The organism is Streptomyces sp. NPDC054757, from assembly GCF_053612185.1.
In genome coordinates, this window is record NZ_JBSHBW010000005.1 from 115,661 (window position 1) to 133,466 (window position 17,806).

At 69.0% G+C, this 17,806-nt stretch carries 17 protein-coding genes, 1 tRNA gene and 2 pseudogenes; 16 read left to right on the top strand and 4 right to left on the bottom strand.

The features are described 5' to 3' along the window. Positions 1-140: 140 nt before the first annotated feature. On the bottom strand, positions 141-530 hold the full coding sequence (locus tag ACWGKJ_RS09260; RefSeq protein WP_385024416.1) for a DUF3592 domain-containing protein: 390 nt from the start codon (positions 528-530) through the stop codon (positions 141-143). 707 nt (positions 531-1,237) lie between these two features. Continuing rightward, positions 1,238-1,630, bottom strand: coding sequence for a hypothetical protein (locus ACWGKJ_RS09265; RefSeq protein ID WP_385024412.1), 393 nt, complete (start codon positions 1,628-1,630; stop codon positions 1,238-1,240). 171 nt (positions 1,631-1,801) lie between these two features. Between ACWGKJ_RS09265 and ACWGKJ_RS09270 the strand changes: the two genes are divergently transcribed. The 16 genes and pseudogenes from ACWGKJ_RS09270 to ACWGKJ_RS09345 all read left to right on the top strand — a co-directional run. Continuing rightward, the gene (locus tag ACWGKJ_RS09270; RefSeq protein ID WP_385024410.1) at positions 1,802-2,374 is read left to right on the top strand and encodes a hypothetical protein; all 573 of its coding nucleotides are present in this window, start codon (positions 1,802-1,804) and stop codon (positions 2,372-2,374) included. 84 nt (positions 2,375-2,458) lie between these two features. Continuing rightward, positions 2,459-3,652 (top strand): phage tail protein, encoded by a 1,194-nt coding sequence (locus tag ACWGKJ_RS09275; RefSeq protein ID WP_385024408.1) that lies wholly within the window; start codon positions 2,459-2,461, stop codon positions 3,650-3,652. Positions 3,653-3,735: 83 nt separating this feature from the next. Continuing rightward, positions 3,736-4,947, top strand: a complete 1,212-nt coding sequence (locus tag ACWGKJ_RS09280; protein ID WP_385024406.1) for a hypothetical protein — start codon at positions 3,736-3,738, stop codon at positions 4,945-4,947. A 229-nt stretch (positions 4,948-5,176) separates the two neighbouring features. Beyond that, complete coding sequence (locus ACWGKJ_RS09285) at positions 5,177-6,130, top strand: phage distal tail protein (RefSeq protein ID WP_385024404.1); 954 nt, start codon at positions 5,177-5,179, stop codon at positions 6,128-6,130. Positions 6,131-6,291: 161 nt separating this feature from the next. Then, a complete protein-coding gene (locus ACWGKJ_RS09290; protein WP_385024402.1) occupies positions 6,292-7,497 on the top strand; it encodes a hypothetical protein in 1,206 nt (401 codons plus the stop codon). 10 nt (positions 7,498-7,507) lie between these two features. Then, positions 7,508-8,632, top strand: a complete 1,125-nt coding sequence (locus ACWGKJ_RS09295; RefSeq protein ID WP_385024400.1) for a hypothetical protein — start codon at positions 7,508-7,510, stop codon at positions 8,630-8,632. Between the two features lie 3 nt (positions 8,633-8,635). Next, complete coding sequence (locus ACWGKJ_RS09300) at positions 8,636-9,382, top strand: hypothetical protein (protein WP_385024398.1); 747 nt, start codon at positions 8,636-8,638, stop codon at positions 9,380-9,382. Between the two features lie 300 nt (positions 9,383-9,682). Further along, positions 9,683-11,131, top strand: a complete 1,449-nt coding sequence (locus ACWGKJ_RS09305) for an AsmA family protein (protein ID WP_385024396.1) — start codon at positions 9,683-9,685, stop codon at positions 11,129-11,131. A gap of 121 nt (positions 11,132-11,252) precedes the next feature. Then, a complete protein-coding gene (locus ACWGKJ_RS09310; protein WP_385024394.1) occupies positions 11,253-12,116 on the top strand; it encodes a peptidoglycan-binding protein in 864 nt (287 codons plus the stop codon). Between the two features lie 218 nt (positions 12,117-12,334). Further along, positions 12,335-12,616 (top strand): hypothetical protein, encoded by a 282-nt coding sequence (locus ACWGKJ_RS09315; protein ID WP_385024392.1) that lies wholly within the window; start codon positions 12,335-12,337, stop codon positions 12,614-12,616. Then, positions 12,603-12,866 carry a hypothetical protein gene (locus ACWGKJ_RS09320; RefSeq protein WP_385024390.1) on the top strand — a complete coding sequence of 88 codons (264 nt, stop codon included), beginning with the start codon at positions 12,603-12,605 and terminating at the stop codon, positions 12,864-12,866. The genes ACWGKJ_RS09315 and ACWGKJ_RS09320 overlap by 14 nt, the downstream gene beginning before the upstream one ends. Before the next feature lie 138 nt (positions 12,867-13,004). Continuing rightward, positions 13,005-13,892: a peptidoglycan-binding protein gene (locus ACWGKJ_RS09325; RefSeq protein ID WP_385024388.1), complete on the top strand. Its 888-nt coding sequence runs from the start codon at positions 13,005-13,007 to the stop codon at positions 13,890-13,892. A gap of 209 nt (positions 13,893-14,101) precedes the next feature. After that, positions 14,102-14,537 (top strand): annotated as a pseudogene (locus ACWGKJ_RS09330) (PadR family transcriptional regulator). Between the two features lie 131 nt (positions 14,538-14,668). Then, the gene (locus tag ACWGKJ_RS09335) at positions 14,669-15,643 is read left to right on the top strand and encodes an ATP-binding cassette domain-containing protein (RefSeq protein WP_385024386.1); all 975 of its coding nucleotides are present in this window, start codon (positions 14,669-14,671) and stop codon (positions 15,641-15,643) included. After that, positions 15,640-16,443 carry an ABC transporter permease gene (locus tag ACWGKJ_RS09340; RefSeq protein WP_385024384.1) on the top strand — a complete coding sequence of 268 codons (804 nt, stop codon included), beginning with the start codon at positions 15,640-15,642 and terminating at the stop codon, positions 16,441-16,443. Before ACWGKJ_RS09335 ends, ACWGKJ_RS09340 begins: the two co-directional genes overlap by 4 nt. 87 nt (positions 16,444-16,530) lie before the next feature. Continuing rightward, positions 16,531-16,692: pseudogene (locus ACWGKJ_RS09345) on the top strand (transposase); the annotation flags it as partial. Positions 16,693-16,723: 31 nt separating this feature from the next. On the opposite strand, the gene ACWGKJ_RS09350 reads toward ACWGKJ_RS09345, so the two are convergent. Beyond that, positions 16,724-17,029, bottom strand: a complete 306-nt coding sequence (locus ACWGKJ_RS09350) for a DUF7677 family protein (RefSeq protein WP_385024382.1) — start codon at positions 17,027-17,029, stop codon at positions 16,724-16,726. 635 nt (positions 17,030-17,664) lie between these two features. Continuing rightward, positions 17,665-17,738: transfer RNA gene (locus tag ACWGKJ_RS09355), tRNA-Thr, on the bottom strand. Between the last annotated feature and the right edge of the window lie 68 nt (positions 17,739-17,806).

A 17,806-nucleotide genomic window follows, 5' to 3' on the forward strand; every position in this document is an offset into this window, starting at 1 on the left:
AGCACCGCGCCGGTACATCCCGGAAAAATCAAGACCAGCGCTATCACAAAGCAGGGAAATAAAGAGGACCAACCCTCTGTTCACACACTTCTCCCCACGACGCCGCCCGGCCGCAAAATCACCGGTTCATACAACCGTAGTCAGATCAGCAAGCCAACACAGAGCAAAATGAGCGCTACGACTGCCACTACTCCCACAACCGTCAGGATGCCAACCTTCTTCTTGGGGTTCCGAGACATGAAAATCATAAACTCGGCCCGCTTGGGATTCTGCGGATCGTAAATGACTCGCTCACCCCCCTGCGGGTACTGAGAGCAGCCACGCTGCCAAATAGTGTGCCGCTCCCGCTCGTGGGTGATGTACAGGTATTCCACGTCGATCTTTCCGTCTCGTGGAACGGAGCGGCGCGCCACCTTCGCATCAACAACCACGCCTCTTTTACGCAGAGGGGCTTGCGCAAGAAAAGGGACTCCAGAACTCAGAAGCACCACAACGGAAACGAAGAATATTACGCCGACAACGACAAACATCGAGCCTCCACCTGCGCCTTGAAGGCGACACTCGCACACGCTTGAATGGTTCATCCGATCACACCGCGGCAAACTCCGGAGACAGAGAGGCCGCAGGCACTCCCAGTCCTCTCGGGGGCTGCTACACCAGCAAAGGCAGCTGAAACAGGCGAGTGAAGAAAATCCATTCAGCCCGCTGCGACCACAGGGAAGAGTCAGGACCAAATCGTCAGAGAAAGAATCTCGACAACCACAAGGAAGCACCAAATAGAACTCAGCACCACAGTGAACACACCACTGAACCCAATGTGCTCATCCGCCTCCGTCCGCGGCATCGACCGACGCTGACGCCGCGGATCATAAAGAACAGGAACCTCCGACCCAGCAGCAGGCGGACTGTAACTGTACAGCTTTGACTTCCCCTGCCGCGTTTCACCATCCGCCGAGACGTACTCATAGGCCATACCAACTTGATTGTTCGCATAAAACCACGTCGTACAGCGGCCTGACACCTCACGCCACGAATCCCGCGCAACCCCGGCACGCCACAGGCAGTAGAACTGCCCTATGAGAATGCATGAAACCGCAAAGATAAATATCAGAAGTACTAGGTCCACGGCCCCCACCAAGCGAAATCAGCACCCTAAACCATTGAGTAAGCAGATCCAACTCAGCCAGCGGCACACGCCGCCGATATCCCCACAAGCCCGCGCACGAACTGCAGCCGATCAGGTCAAAGCGCCGATAAGACCCAGAATCAACGAGATCAGCGCCACACCCCACAAGGCATAGAGAAGATTCCGCCTCTTGTTCACATTCTCCGGCATCCGGGAAACGAATTCCGCTCGCTTCGGGTTCTCGGGGTCGTACACGACCTCCTGCGAACCCGAGGGCATCGAGGTGAGACCGACCATGGCAATACTGTGCAATCCGCCATCCCGCCCGTCGTACCCGTACCTCACGGTTATTTTCCCGTCCTGGGGAACCGACTTGGAAGCCTCCCAGGCCCATGTCTTCACACCCCTCTTCCGCAGCGGAGCCTGCGTGCGGTAAGGAATTCCGAAAACGATAAGGCCCAGCACAGCGAGAGCGAAAACAACTCCGCAGACGTTGGTCTCCACAGATCCTCCACATTCCCTTTCTTGAATGATGACACAGCGTCACCTCTGGTGGCAACAACCCGATGCCGTGACAGTAGCGGGACTATCCCGTGCAAAGTTTCTCTTATGGTGAAATTTCCGACCTCTTCTGAGGGTGGATTCCAGCACCGGTAAGCGTAGAAGGGTTGCCCGATGACGACGAACGAAGAACTCCTCGCCAAGGACACCGAGATTCTGCAGGCTGTAAAAGGCGTCCAGGACTCGATTCCGGGAAAGGGGCCGAGCCGACTGGCCACCGAGGAATACATAGCCAAACAGATCGCTGCACTGAAGAAGTCATCCACCGGAACAGGGGCGAAGGCCCCCGAAGAAGAGAAGAAACCAGAGCCCGGATCCATCGAAACTCTTTTGTCGGGCATCCTGGGCAAGGACATCGTGGACAGCGTAAAGAGCCTCGCCACTTCGTCATTCTCGATGACGACGGTCGTGACACTGGGACTCGCACTCGTCGGAACACTCGGCGTGAAGCTCATCCAGTTCGACGTCGCACTGCAAAAATTCCTGGAGGGAAAAGGAAAGAAGATCGGCACGACCAAACGGGGCCTGCCTAAACTCGAAAGCACCGAGGTCACACAGATGAATGCCCCGGATACCGAGTGGACCAACCGCTCGGTCGCGAGGATCGAAGCGGCGACCCGGAAGCTCGACACCGCGATCGGCAGCCTGCACACCAAAGTCGACGGGCTGCTCGCCGAGTTCGCCTGACCGCCCATCGGCGGCGCACGCCCTCACCCACCCTCCGGCCGCCAGCCGGTCGGCTGAACAGGCCGATGAACGATCGGACATGGAATGGCGTTCACAGCCACACTCAAGAAGGCCTCCGACAGCCTCCGCGGCTTCAAGACCAACCTCGACCAGGCCAGCCGGTCGGCGACCGGCCTGAAGCAGAGCGCACAGAGCACTAACAGCGGTATCAACAGCATCAAGTCCTCGTCCCAGCAGTCCGCCAAGGAGCTGAAGTCGCTCCAACTGGCAGCCGACAAGGCGGAGAAGTCCGTCACCAAGGCCGGCAAGTCCGGGCAGACCGGCGGAGCCGGCATAGGCAAGTTCCAGACCGGTGCGGCCAAGGCCGACAAGGGCATGCAAGGGCTCAACAAGTCGATGAAGGGAAACCTCATCGGCGTCCTCATGGCGCTGCTGGCCCCGCTGATCGCCAAGATCGTGGACATGGCGATGCAGTCCAAGACCATGCAGAAGATCCTCAATACCGCCTTCAGCGTCATCAAGAGTGTCATCACCAGCGTGATGAAGGCCGTCGGCCCGGTCATGCAGGCCGCCGGGGCGCTGATGAAGAAGGTGTGGAACGGGATCAAGACGGCGGTCTCGGTGGTCGTCAAGGCGGTCGCGACCGTCATCAAGACCTACTTCAATCTCTGGAAGTCCATCATCACCACGGCCATGAACGCCGTGAAGAAGGTCGTCACCGCGGTCTGGAACGGCATCAAGTCCGTCATCTCGCCGGTGGTCAACTGGATCAAGAGCGTCGTGCCGGCGGCCTTCACCGCCGTCAGGAGCAAGCTGTCCAGCGCCTGGAACGGTCTCAAGTCCATCGCGAGCAGTGCCTTCGGCGCCATCAAGGGTGCTGTCACCGGCCCGATCAACGCCGTCATCGGCCTGATCAACTCGGCCATCGGCAAGCTCAACGGCATCCGGGTCTCCGTACCCGGCTGGGTGCCGGTCGTCGGCGGGAAGTCCTTCGGCATCCATCTGCCGACCATCCCCCGCCTCGCCCAGGGCGGCATCGTCCAGCCGCAGAACGGCGGCGTGCACACCATCGTCGCCGAGGCCGGTGAGGCCGAGGCCGTCCTGCCGCTCTCCAAACTGAGCAGGCTGCTCGGCCACACCACCCGCGCCGGCCAGACCGGCACCGGCGCCGCCGCGAGCGACGGCGGCTTCTACATCGAGCAGTACTACGAGGCGACCAGCAGCAGCCTCCAGGACACCGCCACCGCCCTGCTGTTCCTCTCCAAGGCGCGGGGATGAAGGGCACGCGGACGACCAGCGTCCGGCGGGATCCCACCTCCGGCGGGGCCCGCCCCGCAGCCTTCCTGAACACCTTCCGGACCGTGGCCCTCCAGACAGGCACAGCCGTCCAGACCATGCGGCGCGGACTCGTCGGAGTTCAGGCCCCCGTCCGCACGATGACGACCCGGGCAGACACCGCCGCACCGGCGGTGCGCCGTCTCCGTACGGCAACGACGCAGGCCGCCACCGCGGTGCGCAGGGTCGGACGCTCCGCCACCACCGCCGCCACCCGCATCCGCGCAGGAGCCACGAAGGTCCGGGGCCCGCTCGGAGTGCTCGGGGCCCTCGCCGCCGGGGCCGGGGTCTTCGGGTCCGTGACGGACCTGCTCGGCAGTTACACCCCGAAGGTCACCAAGTTCATGACCCTCTTCGGGACCGCGATGACGCTCGGTTCGATCGCCATGACCGCCGTCAACACAGCCATGAAGGCGAACCCGTTGGGCTTCATCCTCGGGATCGTCACCCCGCTGGTCGCCTATCTCGTCGACTACGCGGTGAACTCCGAGACCGGCCAGAAGATCATCCAGCAGGTCTTCCAGGCCGCGCTCGACGGCTTCAAGGCCGCCTGGGCGTTCATGGCGCCGGTCATCCAAGGCTGGGCGAAGACCGTCTCCGCGGTGTTCGACGGTGTACGGAAGACCGTCGGCTCCGTCCTCAAGGCCCTGGGCGCCGCGATCGGTTCGGGGTTCCAGGGCGCCGGAAGCGCGATCTCCACCGCGACCCGCGCCGTCACCTCGATCGTCAAGGGCGCCTGGAACGGCTTCAAGGGAGCCATCCAGCCCACCATGAACTGGCTGACCAGGACGCTCCCTTCGGCCTTCACCCGGGTACGCGACGCCATGTCGAAGTCGCTGCACGGGATGGGGAACTTCCTCTCCACCGGTATCCAGACCGTCGCCGGGGTGATCACCGGGCCCGTGAAGGGCCTGATCGCCTTCGCCAACTGGATCATCGACGGGCTCAACCATCTGAGCTTCAGCTTCTTCGGCAAGAAGTTCGGCGTGCACCTGTCGAAGATCCCGCAGCTCGCCGAAGGCGGCGTCGTCCTCCCGGCCGCCGTGCCGGGCGCCTCCGCCGTGCAGCCGCTCTTCTCGCTCGGCCGCTTCCTCCCCGCGCCGTCCGGCGCGTCCGCCACCACCGGGCCCGCCTTCTTCGCCGGCCGCCCCGGGGTCCGGGTGTACGAGGAGCGCGAGGGCAGCAGCCCGCTGACCATCGCGGACGATCTGCTCTTCCTGCACCGCACCGCGGCCTGACACCCCCTGCGATCCGGCCCCCGCCGGTACCTCGCGGCTCGCTACGGCCTGCCCCGCCCGGCGCCCCGCCGCGCGCCGCTTCGGCCTGCCGGGACGCCTCCGTATCCCCGAGCCGCACATCCGTACCGCCCGGGACACCTCCCTGCCCCGAGCCGCACATCCGTACCGCCCTGCGCCGTACCTGCCCGTACCCCCCGTACCCCACCCCGAAGTGAGGTGACGGCCCGACATGGCCGATACCGTCTCCACCCTCCCGCCCACCGCCGCACTCACCGACGACACCGCCCCCGGCTCCCTGATCACCCTCGACGGGCAGATCCAGTGGGGCGGACTCCTCATGGGCACCGGCACGGCCTACCCGGTGGACCGCACCGGCATCACGGGCTGGGACGACCTGCCCGAGCTTGACCTCGGTGACGTGCTCCGGCCCGACCAGCACGGCGCCTGGCCCGGCGACCGCTGGGCCCAGCCCCGGCTGATCGGCGCCACCGTCTGGCTGGCGCCCCCGGCCGGCACCGACCCGCTCGCCACCGCCACCGCGTTCCGCTCCGCGACCGGCCCCGACGGCCAGGAACGCTGGCTCGCCGTACGCCTGCTGGGCGAGACCCTGGCGGTCCGCGCCCGGGTCAGCCGCCGGGTCGTCCCGCAGGACCGCTCGTACGCCCTGCAGGGGTTCGCCAAGGTCAGCCTCCAGTGGACGGCCACCGACCCGCGCCGCTACGGGACCGTGCTGCACGAGGCGGTGACCGGGCTGCCGGTCGGCGAATCCGGTCTGGCCTGGGACGACACTGCGGGCTCCGGTCTGCGGTGGCCCCTGGACTGGGGCGCGGCCGGCGCCGCCGGATCGATCGCCGCGGCCAACGCAGGCGGCGCCTCCGTACGGCCCGTCGTGGAGTTCCGCGGGCCCGTACAGCGGCCGTCGCTGACCCGGCTCTCCGACGGACGCCAGCTCCAGTACGACCTGGCGCTCGGCGCCGGGGACGTCCTCACCGTGAACACCGAGACGGGCACGGTGCTGCTCAACGACACCGCGTCCCGTATCTACACCGCCACCCCGGACTCCTCGCCCGAGCAGCTGTTCCAGCTGGAGCCCGGCACCACCGACCTGGCGTTCCGCTCGGACGACACGACCCCGTCCCCGGCCGCGTCCGTCACCGTCCGCTGGCGCGACGGGCACTGGTGACCGGACCGCGCCCCCTTCTCCCGCATTCCCGCCGGTACCGCACTCCCGTTCCCGTCCCCGCTTTCCGTTCCCGCTTTCCGTTTCCGCTTTCCGTTCCCGCTTTCCGTTCCCGCTTTCCATTCACGTTCCTGTTATCCGCAGCCCCCTCACAGGAGGACCTCATGCCCGTACGCAGCGCATGGCTCGTCAACCGCACCGACGCCGAGTCCGGCCAGTCCCGTGCCGACACCCGGCTCGCCCCGACCGGCACCATGACCCCGACGAGCGGACTCACCAGCCGCGGCGGCATCATCCCGGGCTCGCCCGACGGCAAGTCCCTGATGTCCGCGTTCTACGTCTTCAGCTCCACCGCGGGCATGACCGCGACCGTCGCCCCCGGCCGGGCCGTCGTCCAGGGCTCCGCGGCGGCCGGTGCGTACCCGGTCGTCCTCACCGACTACACCACCGTGGTCTTCGCCGACGGTGACGCCAACAACCCGCGCATCGACCTCGTGGTGCTGCGGATCTACGACGCCCAGTACGACAACACCGGCCGCACCGAGGCCGTCCTGGAGATCATCCAGGGCGCCCCGGCCGGCACCCCGCAGGCCCCGGTGGCGCCCGACGCCGCCCTGCCGCTGGCGACCGTGCAGGTCCCGGCCGGCGCGTCGGTCGGCACCGGTGGCCTCGCCTGGGCCGGCGCCGTGGCCAATCTGCGCACCAGCACCGTCGCCGTCGGGGGCATCCTGCCGCTGTACGGGAACACCGCCGAGGCGGGCAGCTACCCGGGCCAGTACCGCGACACCGGCAGCCAGCTCCAGCGCTGGGACGGCTCGCAGTGGGTGAGCTACCCGGGCCAGACCGGCGGGATCGCCCCGACCGGGCAGCTCGCCACCGGCGGTTACGTCGGCCAGTACCGGGACAACAACGGCCGTCTGGAGCGCTGGAGCGGCACCGCCTGGATGCTCGCCCTGCCCAGCCCGGTGTTCGCGTACAACACCGACGGCGGCTACTGCAAGACCACCACCTGGTCCGAGACGGTGACCGGGACCACCGGGCCGACGATCACCGCCACCTTCACCGCCCCGGTGTCCGGGAAGGTACTGGTCACCGTGGGTTTCCAGGGCCAGCCGTCCATCGAGGGCGGCTGGGGCCGGATGTCCGCGAACATCCGCAAGGAAGGCGTCCTGGTCACCGGTCTGGGCGCCGACGAGACCCGCTCCGCCATCGACACCGGGCGTGGCAGCCAGTCGGTGACCACCGTCTTCCAGGTCAGCGGGCTCTCGGCGGGCGCCCAGTACGCGGCCGTCTCGGCATACTCCTCCAGCGCCACGACCAACAACCACTGGTTCGACAACCGGTTCGTCCGCGTCGACCCGATGCTCTGAGGAGGGCGGCGTGACAAGTTCGCCCCGTACGGCGTACACCCCGCTCACCCCCGTCTACCGTGCGGTCTTCTGCGATCTGCGCACCGACCGGGTGCTGGACGTACTGCCGCTGACGGAGACCAAGTTCGACGACTACATCGGCAAGTCGGGGTCGCTGTCGGCGACGGTCCCGCTGCCGGACGCCGCACTGGCGGGCCGGGCCCGCGCCGCGCTGGTGCCCGGCAGGACCGCGGTGTGGCTGGAGCGTGACGGAGACATCTGGTGGGGCGGGGTGCTGTGGACGTGCACCCCGTCGTCCGACGAACGCGGCCGGGTCCAGGTGGAGTTCCAGGCCGGCACCTTCGACTCGTACCTGGACCACCGCATCCTCGCGTTCCCTCTCTCGTACACGGGTCTTGACCAGTTCGAGATCGCCCGGATGCTGGTGGCCCACGCCCAGGACCAGCAGGGCGGGGACATCGGCATCCAGCTCGGGCACGAGATGTCAGGGGTGGCGCGGGACTGCGCCTTCGCCTACTCCTCGCTCACCCGGATCCGTGAACTCCTGGACCAGCAGGCGCAGCTCGCCGACGGCTTCGAGTGGCGGGTGCACTGCTACCGGGACGCCGAGGGCCGGCGCGCCAAGCGGCTCCAGCTCGGCCATCCGGCCATCACCAGCAGCGCGTCCGACATCGTCCTCGACCACCCGGGCCAGGTCATCACGTACAGCCTGCCGGCCGACTCGACGGTGCAGGCCGATGTGTGGGTGGCGCGCGGCGACTCGCCCAACACGGACCAGTCGGAGGAGTCCCAGCCGCTCACCGTGTCCGTCGAGTCGCCCGGCGACCTGGCGGACGGCTGGCCGCGGCTGGAGTCCACGTCGGACCACAGCGGGGTCACCGACACGGCCACCCTGCGCTCGCTGGCCCAGGCCGAACTGGCCCGTCAGCGCATGCCCGAGGTGATCCCGGAGATCACCGTGCGTCTTGACGGCCGGATCAGCCCGGCGCTGCTGGGCGCGGGAATCCGGCTGCGGCTGCGGGACCTGTGGCACCAGGAACCGCAGGACGAGCGGTACCGGATCGTCGGGATCGCGGTGGAGCCGCCGCAGCGCACCAAGGCCGAGACGGCGACCCTCTATCTGGAAGGGGTGTGAGACATGGCCACCATCCCCACCGATCTCCTGGACCGTATCCGGGACATCGAGCGCCGTATCCGCGGGCTGATGGCGAGCGCCAACAGCAGTCCGCCGATGAACCAGGTCGGCAACGGCGACATCGTGGTCGGCGACCAGGGCCGTCTCCGTGTCCGGACCTCGCTGGGCGAGGACCTGCTGCTGGCCGGCCGGGTGCAGCCGGACCGCGACAGTGAGACTCAGCGTTACCAGCAGGGCCTCGAACTCCGGCGCGACGACGGCTCGTTGGCACTCTCCCTGGTCACGGCCGACCCGGTGAACTCGCCGGTGCAGGCGCTGCGCATCCTCGACCACAAGGGCCAGACGGTCCTGGCCACCGACTCGGCGCGGGGCGGCCTGGCCCGCCCCTATCTGCCGTTCCCGACACCGGTCCCGGTGGGCGCCGCGGGCTGGGAGTCCACCACCGCCACCGACTGGACCACGCTCTATGCGGGCCCCGGCTTCGCCCAGCACCCCAAGGTGTACTGCGTGATCGCCGTCTCGGGGGCCGCGGGTGCGGCCGTCCGGCTGCTGGTCAACGGTGAGCCGGTCGGCGACGAACAAACCCTCACCGGGGCCGCCGGACAGACGGTGGCTCTGACCGTGACCCTGGTGGAGGACCTTCCCGCGTCGTTCGGCGACGCGCTGTCCTTCGAGATCCAGGCCAAGGCCCCGGCCACCGGCGGCACGGTCGCCTGCCTGCCGCGCGGGCTGTACGGGGTGCAGTCCTAGCCCCGTCCCAGCCCGGGTCCGTCCGGGTTCATCCGGGTCTGCCCGGGGGCGGACCTGGTGGCGTCGGCTGCGTACGACACCGGGATGCGGCCGTACATCACCCGCACCCTGACCGTCGTCCGGTCCCGTACGACACCGAGACCCGCACCGCTCCCACACCCGCACCCGCACCGCGCCGTCGGTTCCCGTACGGGGCGGGCGCCCCACCACCGCCCGGTCCCGTACGGGGCCGACGCCCCCCCACCCCGTACCCCCCAATGTCCAACTCCCAACGCCCACACCCGACATACCGGAGTCTCCGTGCTGCCCGAATCCATCCCCACCGTCCGGCTCACCGCCCAGTACCTCTCCCTCGACGGCCACCCGCTCAGCGGCACCGTCGAGTTCCAGCCACCGGCTCTGCTCACCCACTCCGAGGCCGATCTGTTCGTCGGCGGCCCGGCCACCGCGGCTCTCGACTCCGAGGGCCGTATCGATGTGGTGCTTCCGGCCACCGACGCCGAGGGCTGGAACCCGTTCGGCTGGACGTACACCGTCACCGAGCGGCTCAACGGGGTCGGCCGGACCCGTACGTACCACATCGCCCTCTCGGCCACCGTCCCCGAAGTCGACCTCGCCGACATCGCCCCCGCCGACCCGGCCGGGACCCAGTACGTCTCCGTGCCCGGCCCCGCCGGACCGCAGGGCGAGCCGGGGCCCGCGGGACCGGCCGGCCCGGTCCGCTCGGTCAACGGGCACGCCGAGGCGGACATCATCCTGACCGCCACCGAGGTCGGCGCCCTCGCCACGTCGGCAGCCGGGCAGGCCGGCGGGGTCGCCCAGCTCGACGCAGCCGGCCAGGTACCGCTGGCCCAACTGCCGGCCGGCACCGGCGAAGGCGTCACCTCCGTCAACGGCAGGACCGGCACCGTCACGCTGGCCGCCGCCGACCTGGGCGCGCTCACCGAGGCCACCGGCGACGCCCGGTACATGGGGCTCGGCACGGCGCCCGTCCTCTCCGTCAACGGACAGACCGGCACGGTCGCCCTGACCGCCGCCGACCTCTCCGCCGTCCGCGCCGACCAGGCCGTCCTGCTCACCGGTGACCAGACGGTCGCGGGCGCCAAGACGTTCTCCACCGTCCCCACGGTCACCGCCGACCCGGTCGGTGGCGACCAGCTGGTGCGCCGCTCGTACGTGGACACGGTGGCCTCGTCCGGGACCTGGACGCCGGCCGCCCTCGGCTTCAAGTCCTGGGCGTTCGACCCGGCGACGTCCTCCGTGACCAACCCGCAGTACTGCATCAACGGCACCGTCTATCTGGTCGGCGTACCGCTGACGACCGGCGCGACCCTCACCAACGTCGTCTTCTACGTGCCCGGTTACGCGGGCGGCACCCTCGCCGCCACCTCGTACGCCGGTCTGTACAACAGCTCGGGCAGCCGGGTCGGTGTCACCGGCACCCTCGACAAACTGATCGGCCAGACCCCGGGTACCACCGCCGTCCTCAAGCTGACGACACCGTACGTCGCCACCGCGGGCAATTACTGGGTGGCGCTCCTGGTCAACGGGCCCGACCCGAAGACCAACGGTCCCGCCTTCATGGTGGGCGCCAGTGTCGGCAACAACCCTGGCGGCAGCGCACGGATGCCCGGCAAGTTCGTCCGGCATGCGCGGCTCGCCGCCACCGGACAGACCTCGCTGCCCACCTCGTTCACCCCGTCCACCATCGTCGCGGACGCCAACGCCATCTGGGCCGCAGTCTCCTGACCGGGCGTACGCCGGGCTCGTCCGGTACCCGGGCCCCGCCGACCGTCCGTACCGCAGGCCCCGCCCGATCCCACACCCCGCACCGCCCATCTCACACCCCGCACCCCGAGGAGCCGCCACCATGGCCATCCCACTCACCGCAGACACCCTGGTCAGCGCCCTGACCGCCGAAGGTGTCCACGTCGTCGAGTACGGCGACTGGCGCACCCACAACCGCAATACGAAGGGAGCATGGGGCCCCGTCAACGGCGTCATCGTCCACCACACCGTCACCTCGGGCACCGACAGCTCCGTCGCCTACTGCTACGACGGCGACTCCGACCTGCCGGGCCCGCTGTGCCACGGCGTCATCGACAAGAACGGCACCGTCCACCTCGTCGGCAACGGCCGCGCCAACCACGCCGGGCTCGGCGACGGCGACGTACTGACCGCCGTCGTCAACGAGACCGCGCTGCCCGCCCCCCACAAGGACGACACGGACGGCAACGCCCGCTTCTACGGCTTCGAGTGCATCAACCTCGGGGACGGCTCCGACCCGTGGCCCGAGGCGCAGCTCGAAGGCATCGCCCGGGTGTCCGCCGCGATCTGCCGTGCGCACGGCTGGCATGCCCCATCGGTCATCGGCCATCTGGAGTGGACCAGCCAGAAGATCGACCCGAAGGGCTTCAGCATGGCGTCGATGCGTACCCGGGTGGCCGCCCTGCTCGCGGGCGCGCCGGGCGCGAGCGCCGTGCACTACCAGCCCTTCCCCGGCCAGCCCTTCTTCACATCGGCACCCCGCTCGACGATCGTGGCCGCGATGGGCGGCCGGCTGGTCGCCGAGGGCTGCTCCGCGTACGCCGACGGCCCCGGCCCGCAGTGGAGCGAGGCCGACCGGGCCTCGTACACCAAGTGGCAGCAGAAGCTCGGCTACACCGGTTCCGACGCGGACGGCTGGCCGGGCGCCACTTCCTGGAACGCCCTGAAGGTCCCGTACACCAGCTGACCCCACACCAGCCGGCCTCGCCCCCTGCCGGGCCGGGCGCTCCACCGTGGGCCCAGCCCGGCAGGGCGCTCACCGTGGGGCCCGGCCCGGCAGGGCCCCACGGGCTGGGCCCCACCGCCCCCACCGGCTGGGCCCCACCGCCCCCAGCGGCTTGGTCCTGCCGCCCTGCCTGGCCGGGGCCCGCTCCCCGGCTGCCCCACCGCGCGAAAGGCGCTCGCATGACCCCAACCACCATCCGCGTCCTGCGCACGGTCATCCAGACCGCCGCGGGGATCGCCCTCGCACTCCCCGCCCTCGTCGACAGCGGGACCCTGCCCCGCTCGTTGCCGTGGGTGGGAGCGGCTCTCGCCGTCTCCGGCCTGCTGTCCCGCGCGATGGCCGTTCCCGCCGTACAGTCCCTGCTCCCGGCGTGGCTGACCGCGCCCGACAGCCCTCCGTCACCCGGGACTCCGGACACCGGGGCCTCCAGTTCCGCCCCGGCCGCGCATGTATCCGACTGACGCGAACGACCCGGTCGCCATCGCCCGGGAACTGGAGCGGCTCCGAGGGACCATGGAGGCGGGGTTCGCCCGCGCCGACGGCTCCCTTGCCCTGCTGGTGCAGCGCAGCGACCAGACCGACCGGCAACTCGCCGACCACGAAGCCCGTCTCGACGCCCTGGAGCGCGCCCGCTGGCCGCTGGCCAGCATCGGCGCCGTCACCGGTGTCGCGGTCGCTGCCCTCACCCTGTGGGAGGTCCTGCCCCGCTGACCGGCCGCCGCCGGGGTCCTTACCGCCGCGGGCCGCCGCCGTCCTCCGGGACGACGGTGGCCCCCCGCGCACCCTCCAACGCACACCGCCCGACAAACGCCCCACCCACTCCGCCCCACCCCCTCCGGAGGAATCCCCATGGCCATCCCTCTCTCCGCCGACGCTCTCGTCGCGGCCCTGAAGAAGGAAGGCGTCACCGTCGTCGAGCACCCCGGCTGGCGCACCCACAACCGCAACTCCAAGGGCGCCTGGGGCCCGGTGAACGGTGTGATGATCCACCACACCGTCACCTCGGGCACCGCCGCCACCGTGGCCCTCTGCTACAACGGCCGCTCCGACCTGCCCGGCCCGCTCTGCCACGGCGTCATCGCCAAGGACGGCACCGTCCACCTGGTCGGCAACGGCCGCGCCAACCACGCGGGCCTCGGCGACGCCGACGTACTGACCGCCACCGTCGCCGAGAGGAGCAAGCTGCCCGCCCCCAACCAGCAGAACACCGACGGCAACACGCACTTCTACGGCTTCGAGTGCGAGAACCTCGGCAACGGCCGGGACCCCTGGCCCGAGGCCCAGCTCACCGCGATCACCAGGGCGTCCGCCGCGCTCTGCCGCGCCCACGGCTGGCACGCCGCCTCCGTCATCGGCCACAAGGAGTGGACCAGCACCAAGATCGACCCGGTCGGCTTCACCATGGCCTCCCTGCGCACCCGGATCGGCTCCCGGCTCGCCACCGGCGCATCCACCGGCACCCCGGCCCCGGGCCACTCGGGCGCCGCCTACCAGCCGTTCCCGGGCGCCGACTGGTTCAGGAAGAAGCCGAAGTCGGCCGTCGTCACCGCGATGGGCAGACGCCTGGTGGCCGAGGGCTGCTCCGCCTACAGCTCCGGCCCGGGACCCCAGTGGACCGACGCGGACCGGGCCTCATACGCCAAGTGGCAGCGCAGGCTCGGTTACACGGGCCCCGACGCGGACGGCTGGCCGGGCGCCACCTCCTGGAACGCCCTGCGGGTCCCCGCGTCCTCCTGAGCGACAGCGAGACCCGCGCCCTTCCAAAAGCAAAAGCCCCAGGTCACGGCGAGTGAGTCCTGGGGCTTTTACAGGGCCGCCTTCGGGATTCGAACCCGAGACCTGCGCAAGACGAGACCGTGAGCGTTGATGCGGTCCGGTGCCGCGGACCCGGCGTCCACCCGCCCTCCGCCGCAGTCGTGCGCCGCCGGCGCCATAACCTGGAACGCATGTCAGCAATCCGTCTCCTCGTTCTGGGCGCGGTGCGTCGGCACGGGCGGGCCCACGGCTACCAGGTAGGCAACGACCTGGAGTACTGGGGCGCGCACGAGTGGTCCAACGCCAAACCGGGTTCGATCTACCACGCTCTGAAGCAGATGGAGAAACAGGGACTGCTGCACGCGCACGAGAGCGCACCGTCCACGGCCAGCGGCCCGCCCCGCACCGAGTACCAAGTGACGGGGAAGGGTGTGGCACAAGGCGGTCACCGCGTACTACACGCTCCAGGGCGGCCCGGGCCAGCTCGGGCACATCGGCGAGATCATGAACCTGTGGATCCATTCAGCCGATGAGGGCGAGCCGTTCGCGGGGGTGCACGCGGTGCTCGCGGAGGGGGAGCGAAACCCCTACGCGACGAGAGATCTGCACCCCGGGGGCGCATGGTGAGGGTTGGTTTCTGCCTGGTGGCAGGCCCGTACCGTGGCGCACTCTAATCAAGTTTGACTAACTCGCCGAAGGGGCGTTTACTCCGTTCGACGAGCAGTAGTCAAGTTTGACTATGGAGTCGAAGGAGACGCATGGCCGACGGGATCGTCGTCGAAGGCGTACGCAAGCGATACGGCAAGAAGGCCGCCCTGGACGGGCTGGACCTTCGGGTGGGACGCGGCACCGTGCATGGATTGCTCGGTCCGAACGGTGCGGGCAAGACCACCGCGGTACGGGTACTGACCACCCTGCTGCGGCCGGACTCGGGCCGTGTGGAGGTGGCTGGGTACGACGTCCTGAAGCAGGCCGGCCGTGTGCGCGCACGCACCGGTCTGCTCGGCCAGCACGCCGCGCTCGACGAGGAACTCGGCGGTCGGCAGAACCTGGAGATGTTCGGTCGGCTCTACCACCTCGGCGCTCGACGCGCCCGCGCCCGCGCCGACGAACTGCTGGAGCGCTTCAGCCTCACGGACACCGGCAGCAAGCAGGTCAAACGGTACAGCGGCGGTATGCGGCGGCGGCTCGACCTCGCCGCTTCGCTGATCACCGAGCCGGAGGTGCTGTTCCTGGACGAGCCGACCACCGGACTCGACCCACGCAGCCGAGCCGAGGTGTGGGCCTCGGTGCGCTCCCTGGTCGGCGGCGGCACCACCGTACTGCTGACCACCCAGTACCTGGAGGAGGCAGACCAGTTGGCCGACCGCATCTCGGTGGTCGACCGGGGGCGGGTCATCGCCGACGGCACCGCCGACGAGTTGAAGGCCCGCACCGGCGGGGACCGCATCGACGTCGTACTGCGCGACGCCGGGCAGCTGGACGCCGCGGTGGCCCTGCTGCCGTTCCCCGCCGAGGACGTCTCGGTGGACGTCGATCGCCGGCTGTTCAGCGCTCCGGTCGCAGACCGGATGAGCGCACTCACCCAGGTCGTGCGGGCCCTGGAGACGGCGGACATCGAGGCTGAGGACGTCGCGCTGCGCAGGCCCACCCTGGACGAGGTGTTCCTGCGGCTGACGGGGCACTCCGACGAGTCGGTGGCGGACGTGACGCAGGCCAAGGAGGCGGTATGAGCGCGGCGAGCGGAACGAACCTGGTACGTGACGGCGGCGGCCTCGCCCACGCCCTGAGCGACTCCTGGACCATGACCGGGCGGGAACTCGCCCACTGGGGACGGCAGCCGGTTCAGGTGGCCGTCGGTGTGGTCTTCCCCGTGATGATCCTGCTGATGTTCGGCTATCTGATCGGCGGCGGCCGGGACGTCGGCGGCGACTACATCGACTACCTGGTGCCCGGAACACTCGCGCTGACCATGGCTTTCGGCCTGGAGAGCACGGTGATCGCGGTCACTCAGGACCTCAACAAGGGCGTGATCGACCGCTTCCGCTCCATGCCGATGGCCAACGGCGCTGTTCTGGTGGGCCGTTCGGCGGCGGACATGCTGCAGTCGGCGCTGAGCCTCGCCGTGATGATCGGAATCGGGTACACGATCGGCTGGCGGCCCCACACGACAGCGAGCACATTCCTGGGCGCCGTGGGGCTGCTGCTGCTGTTCCGGTTCGCGATGCTGTGGATCGGTATCCATCTGGCGCTGGTGGCCGGGAAACCAGAACTCGTGCAAGCCGTGCAGATCCTGGTCTGGCCGGTGGGTTTCCTGTCCAACGCGATCGCGACTCCCGAGTCCATGCCGGACTGGCTGGGCACGGCGGTCCAGTGGAATCCCATGTCCCGGACCGCTACGGCGGTACGGGACCTGACCGGCAGCGTCGGCGGCGAATCCGGCCACGTCTGGGCCTCCGTGCTATGGCCACTGGCCCTGCTGGCGGTGTTCTTCCCGCTGGCCCTGCGCCGGTTCGCAAAGCTCAGCCACTAGCCAAGGGCTGTCCCATGCAGGCCGGCACAGCCTGCGCCAACCCCTGATCCCCGCCGAGGGCCGGCCCGCTGCTCACCACCTCCGGCTCCACCGGCCTGCCCAAGACCGTGCCGCTACAGGCAGCGCAACGTAGTGGAACGCTGCTTCAATCGGCTGAAGCAGTGGCGCGGCATCGCTATTCGTTACGACAAGACCGCGGAGTCCTTCCAGGCGGCCGTCACTCTCGCGTCGCTCCTGATGTGGGCGTGATGTTCCGACGGTCGGTGAGCGGGGCGGGTCATCAGAGATGGAGTTCCGTCTCCCAGTCCTCGAAGGGCGGCTCGACCCGATAGCTCGGGTCGCAGCACACTCGAACCCACTGCGCGACCCGGTACTGCGCCTCTCCGTCGTTCAGCACCATGCCGTCGGCGTCGACTTGCAGCACATTGCTATAGACCGCGAAGACCTGTTCCAACGAGGAGCCGGAGTGAAAAACGGTCGAGCGATAGTCGAACCCATCGAGCAGGTCCAGGTCGAGGGTGCCGTTCGCCAAGTAGAAAGCGAAGAGCCGGAGCGAAGCGCGCACGTCGACAGGGAGATGTTCCACCAAGGCATCATGCGCAGCTACCGCGCCACCTTGACAAGATCTTTTGAAGACGCCGCCTTGCGGCCCCTCCAGCGGCGGGCAAACGCGGCATCGGCTCGCAGGGGTGTGGGCACACCCGCGTCGACTTCGCTCTGGTCGTGCTGTGCGCCGCACGGACAGATGCTCCATCCGCCGCGTTCGGCTACCGTCTCACTGACGTCGGCGAGTTCGGCCAGCACGCCGACTGGAATCTCGGCGTCGTCACTGACGTCCGCTGCAGTCAGAGCCGCTGCAGTCTTGAAGTCCGCCTCTGCTGGATATCCTGCACGTCTTCAGCCTAATTGGCCCCCTTCTCGTCAGGATGCGACAACCCAACAAGAACGCCCGGACCGCTCCACGCCTCAGCCATCTGGGCAGGTGCCCTCCGGGGCCGCCGGGAGGGCACCTGTAGGCGTCGCAGGATCACGCCGCCGAGCCCCTGCGGCGCGCACCACGCGCAACCAGGAAAACGGTCCGTTGTCCGCCGCCTGTCCCAATGCGCTCCCCTCGCGCTCCCCCCGGCCTCCTACGACCCACACCGGTCGGGCCATCTGGTGCCGGAGGCGCAGACATGAAAAAACCCCAGGTCACGGCGAGTGAGTCCTGGGGTCATTCCGGGCCGCCTTCGGGATTCGAACCCGAGACCTACGCATTACGAGTGCGTTGCTCTGGCCAACTGAGCTAAGGCGGCACGCCGTCCTGACCATGGTGCGGTCAGCAGCGACGCCAAGTCTACACAGTTTCCCGGGGTGCTCGGAA

Excerpts from the sequence above, each read along its gene's own strand:
- ACWGKJ_RS09260 (WP_385024416.1), bottom strand. The coding sequence starts at position 530 with ATGTTTGTCGTTGTCGGCGTAATATTCTTCGTTTCCGTTGTGGTGCTT.
- ACWGKJ_RS09270 (WP_385024410.1), top strand. The coding sequence starts at position 1,802 with ATGACGACGAACGAAGAACTCCTCGCCAAGGACACCGAGATTCTGCAG.
- ACWGKJ_RS09275 (WP_385024408.1), top strand. The coding sequence starts at position 2,459 with ATGGCGTTCACAGCCACACTCAAGAAGGCCTCCGACAGCCTCCGCGGC.
- ACWGKJ_RS09285 (WP_385024404.1), top strand. The coding sequence starts at position 5,177 with ATGGCCGATACCGTCTCCACCCTCCCGCCCACCGCCGCACTCACCGAC.
- ACWGKJ_RS09290 (WP_385024402.1), top strand. The coding sequence starts at position 6,292 with ATGCCCGTACGCAGCGCATGGCTCGTCAACCGCACCGACGCCGAGTCC.
- ACWGKJ_RS09300 (WP_385024398.1), top strand. The coding sequence starts at position 8,636 with ATGGCCACCATCCCCACCGATCTCCTGGACCGTATCCGGGACATCGAG.
- ACWGKJ_RS09310 (WP_385024394.1), top strand. The coding sequence starts at position 11,253 with ATGGCCATCCCACTCACCGCAGACACCCTGGTCAGCGCCCTGACCGCC.
- ACWGKJ_RS09315 (WP_385024392.1), top strand. The coding sequence starts at position 12,335 with ATGACCCCAACCACCATCCGCGTCCTGCGCACGGTCATCCAGACCGCC.
- ACWGKJ_RS09320 (WP_385024390.1), top strand. The coding sequence starts at position 12,603 with ATGTATCCGACTGACGCGAACGACCCGGTCGCCATCGCCCGGGAACTG.
- ACWGKJ_RS09325 (WP_385024388.1), top strand. The coding sequence starts at position 13,005 with ATGGCCATCCCTCTCTCCGCCGACGCTCTCGTCGCGGCCCTGAAGAAG.
- ACWGKJ_RS09335 (WP_385024386.1), top strand. The coding sequence starts at position 14,669 with ATGGCCGACGGGATCGTCGTCGAAGGCGTACGCAAGCGATACGGCAAG.
- ACWGKJ_RS09340 (WP_385024384.1), top strand. The coding sequence starts at position 15,640 with ATGAGCGCGGCGAGCGGAACGAACCTGGTACGTGACGGCGGCGGCCTC.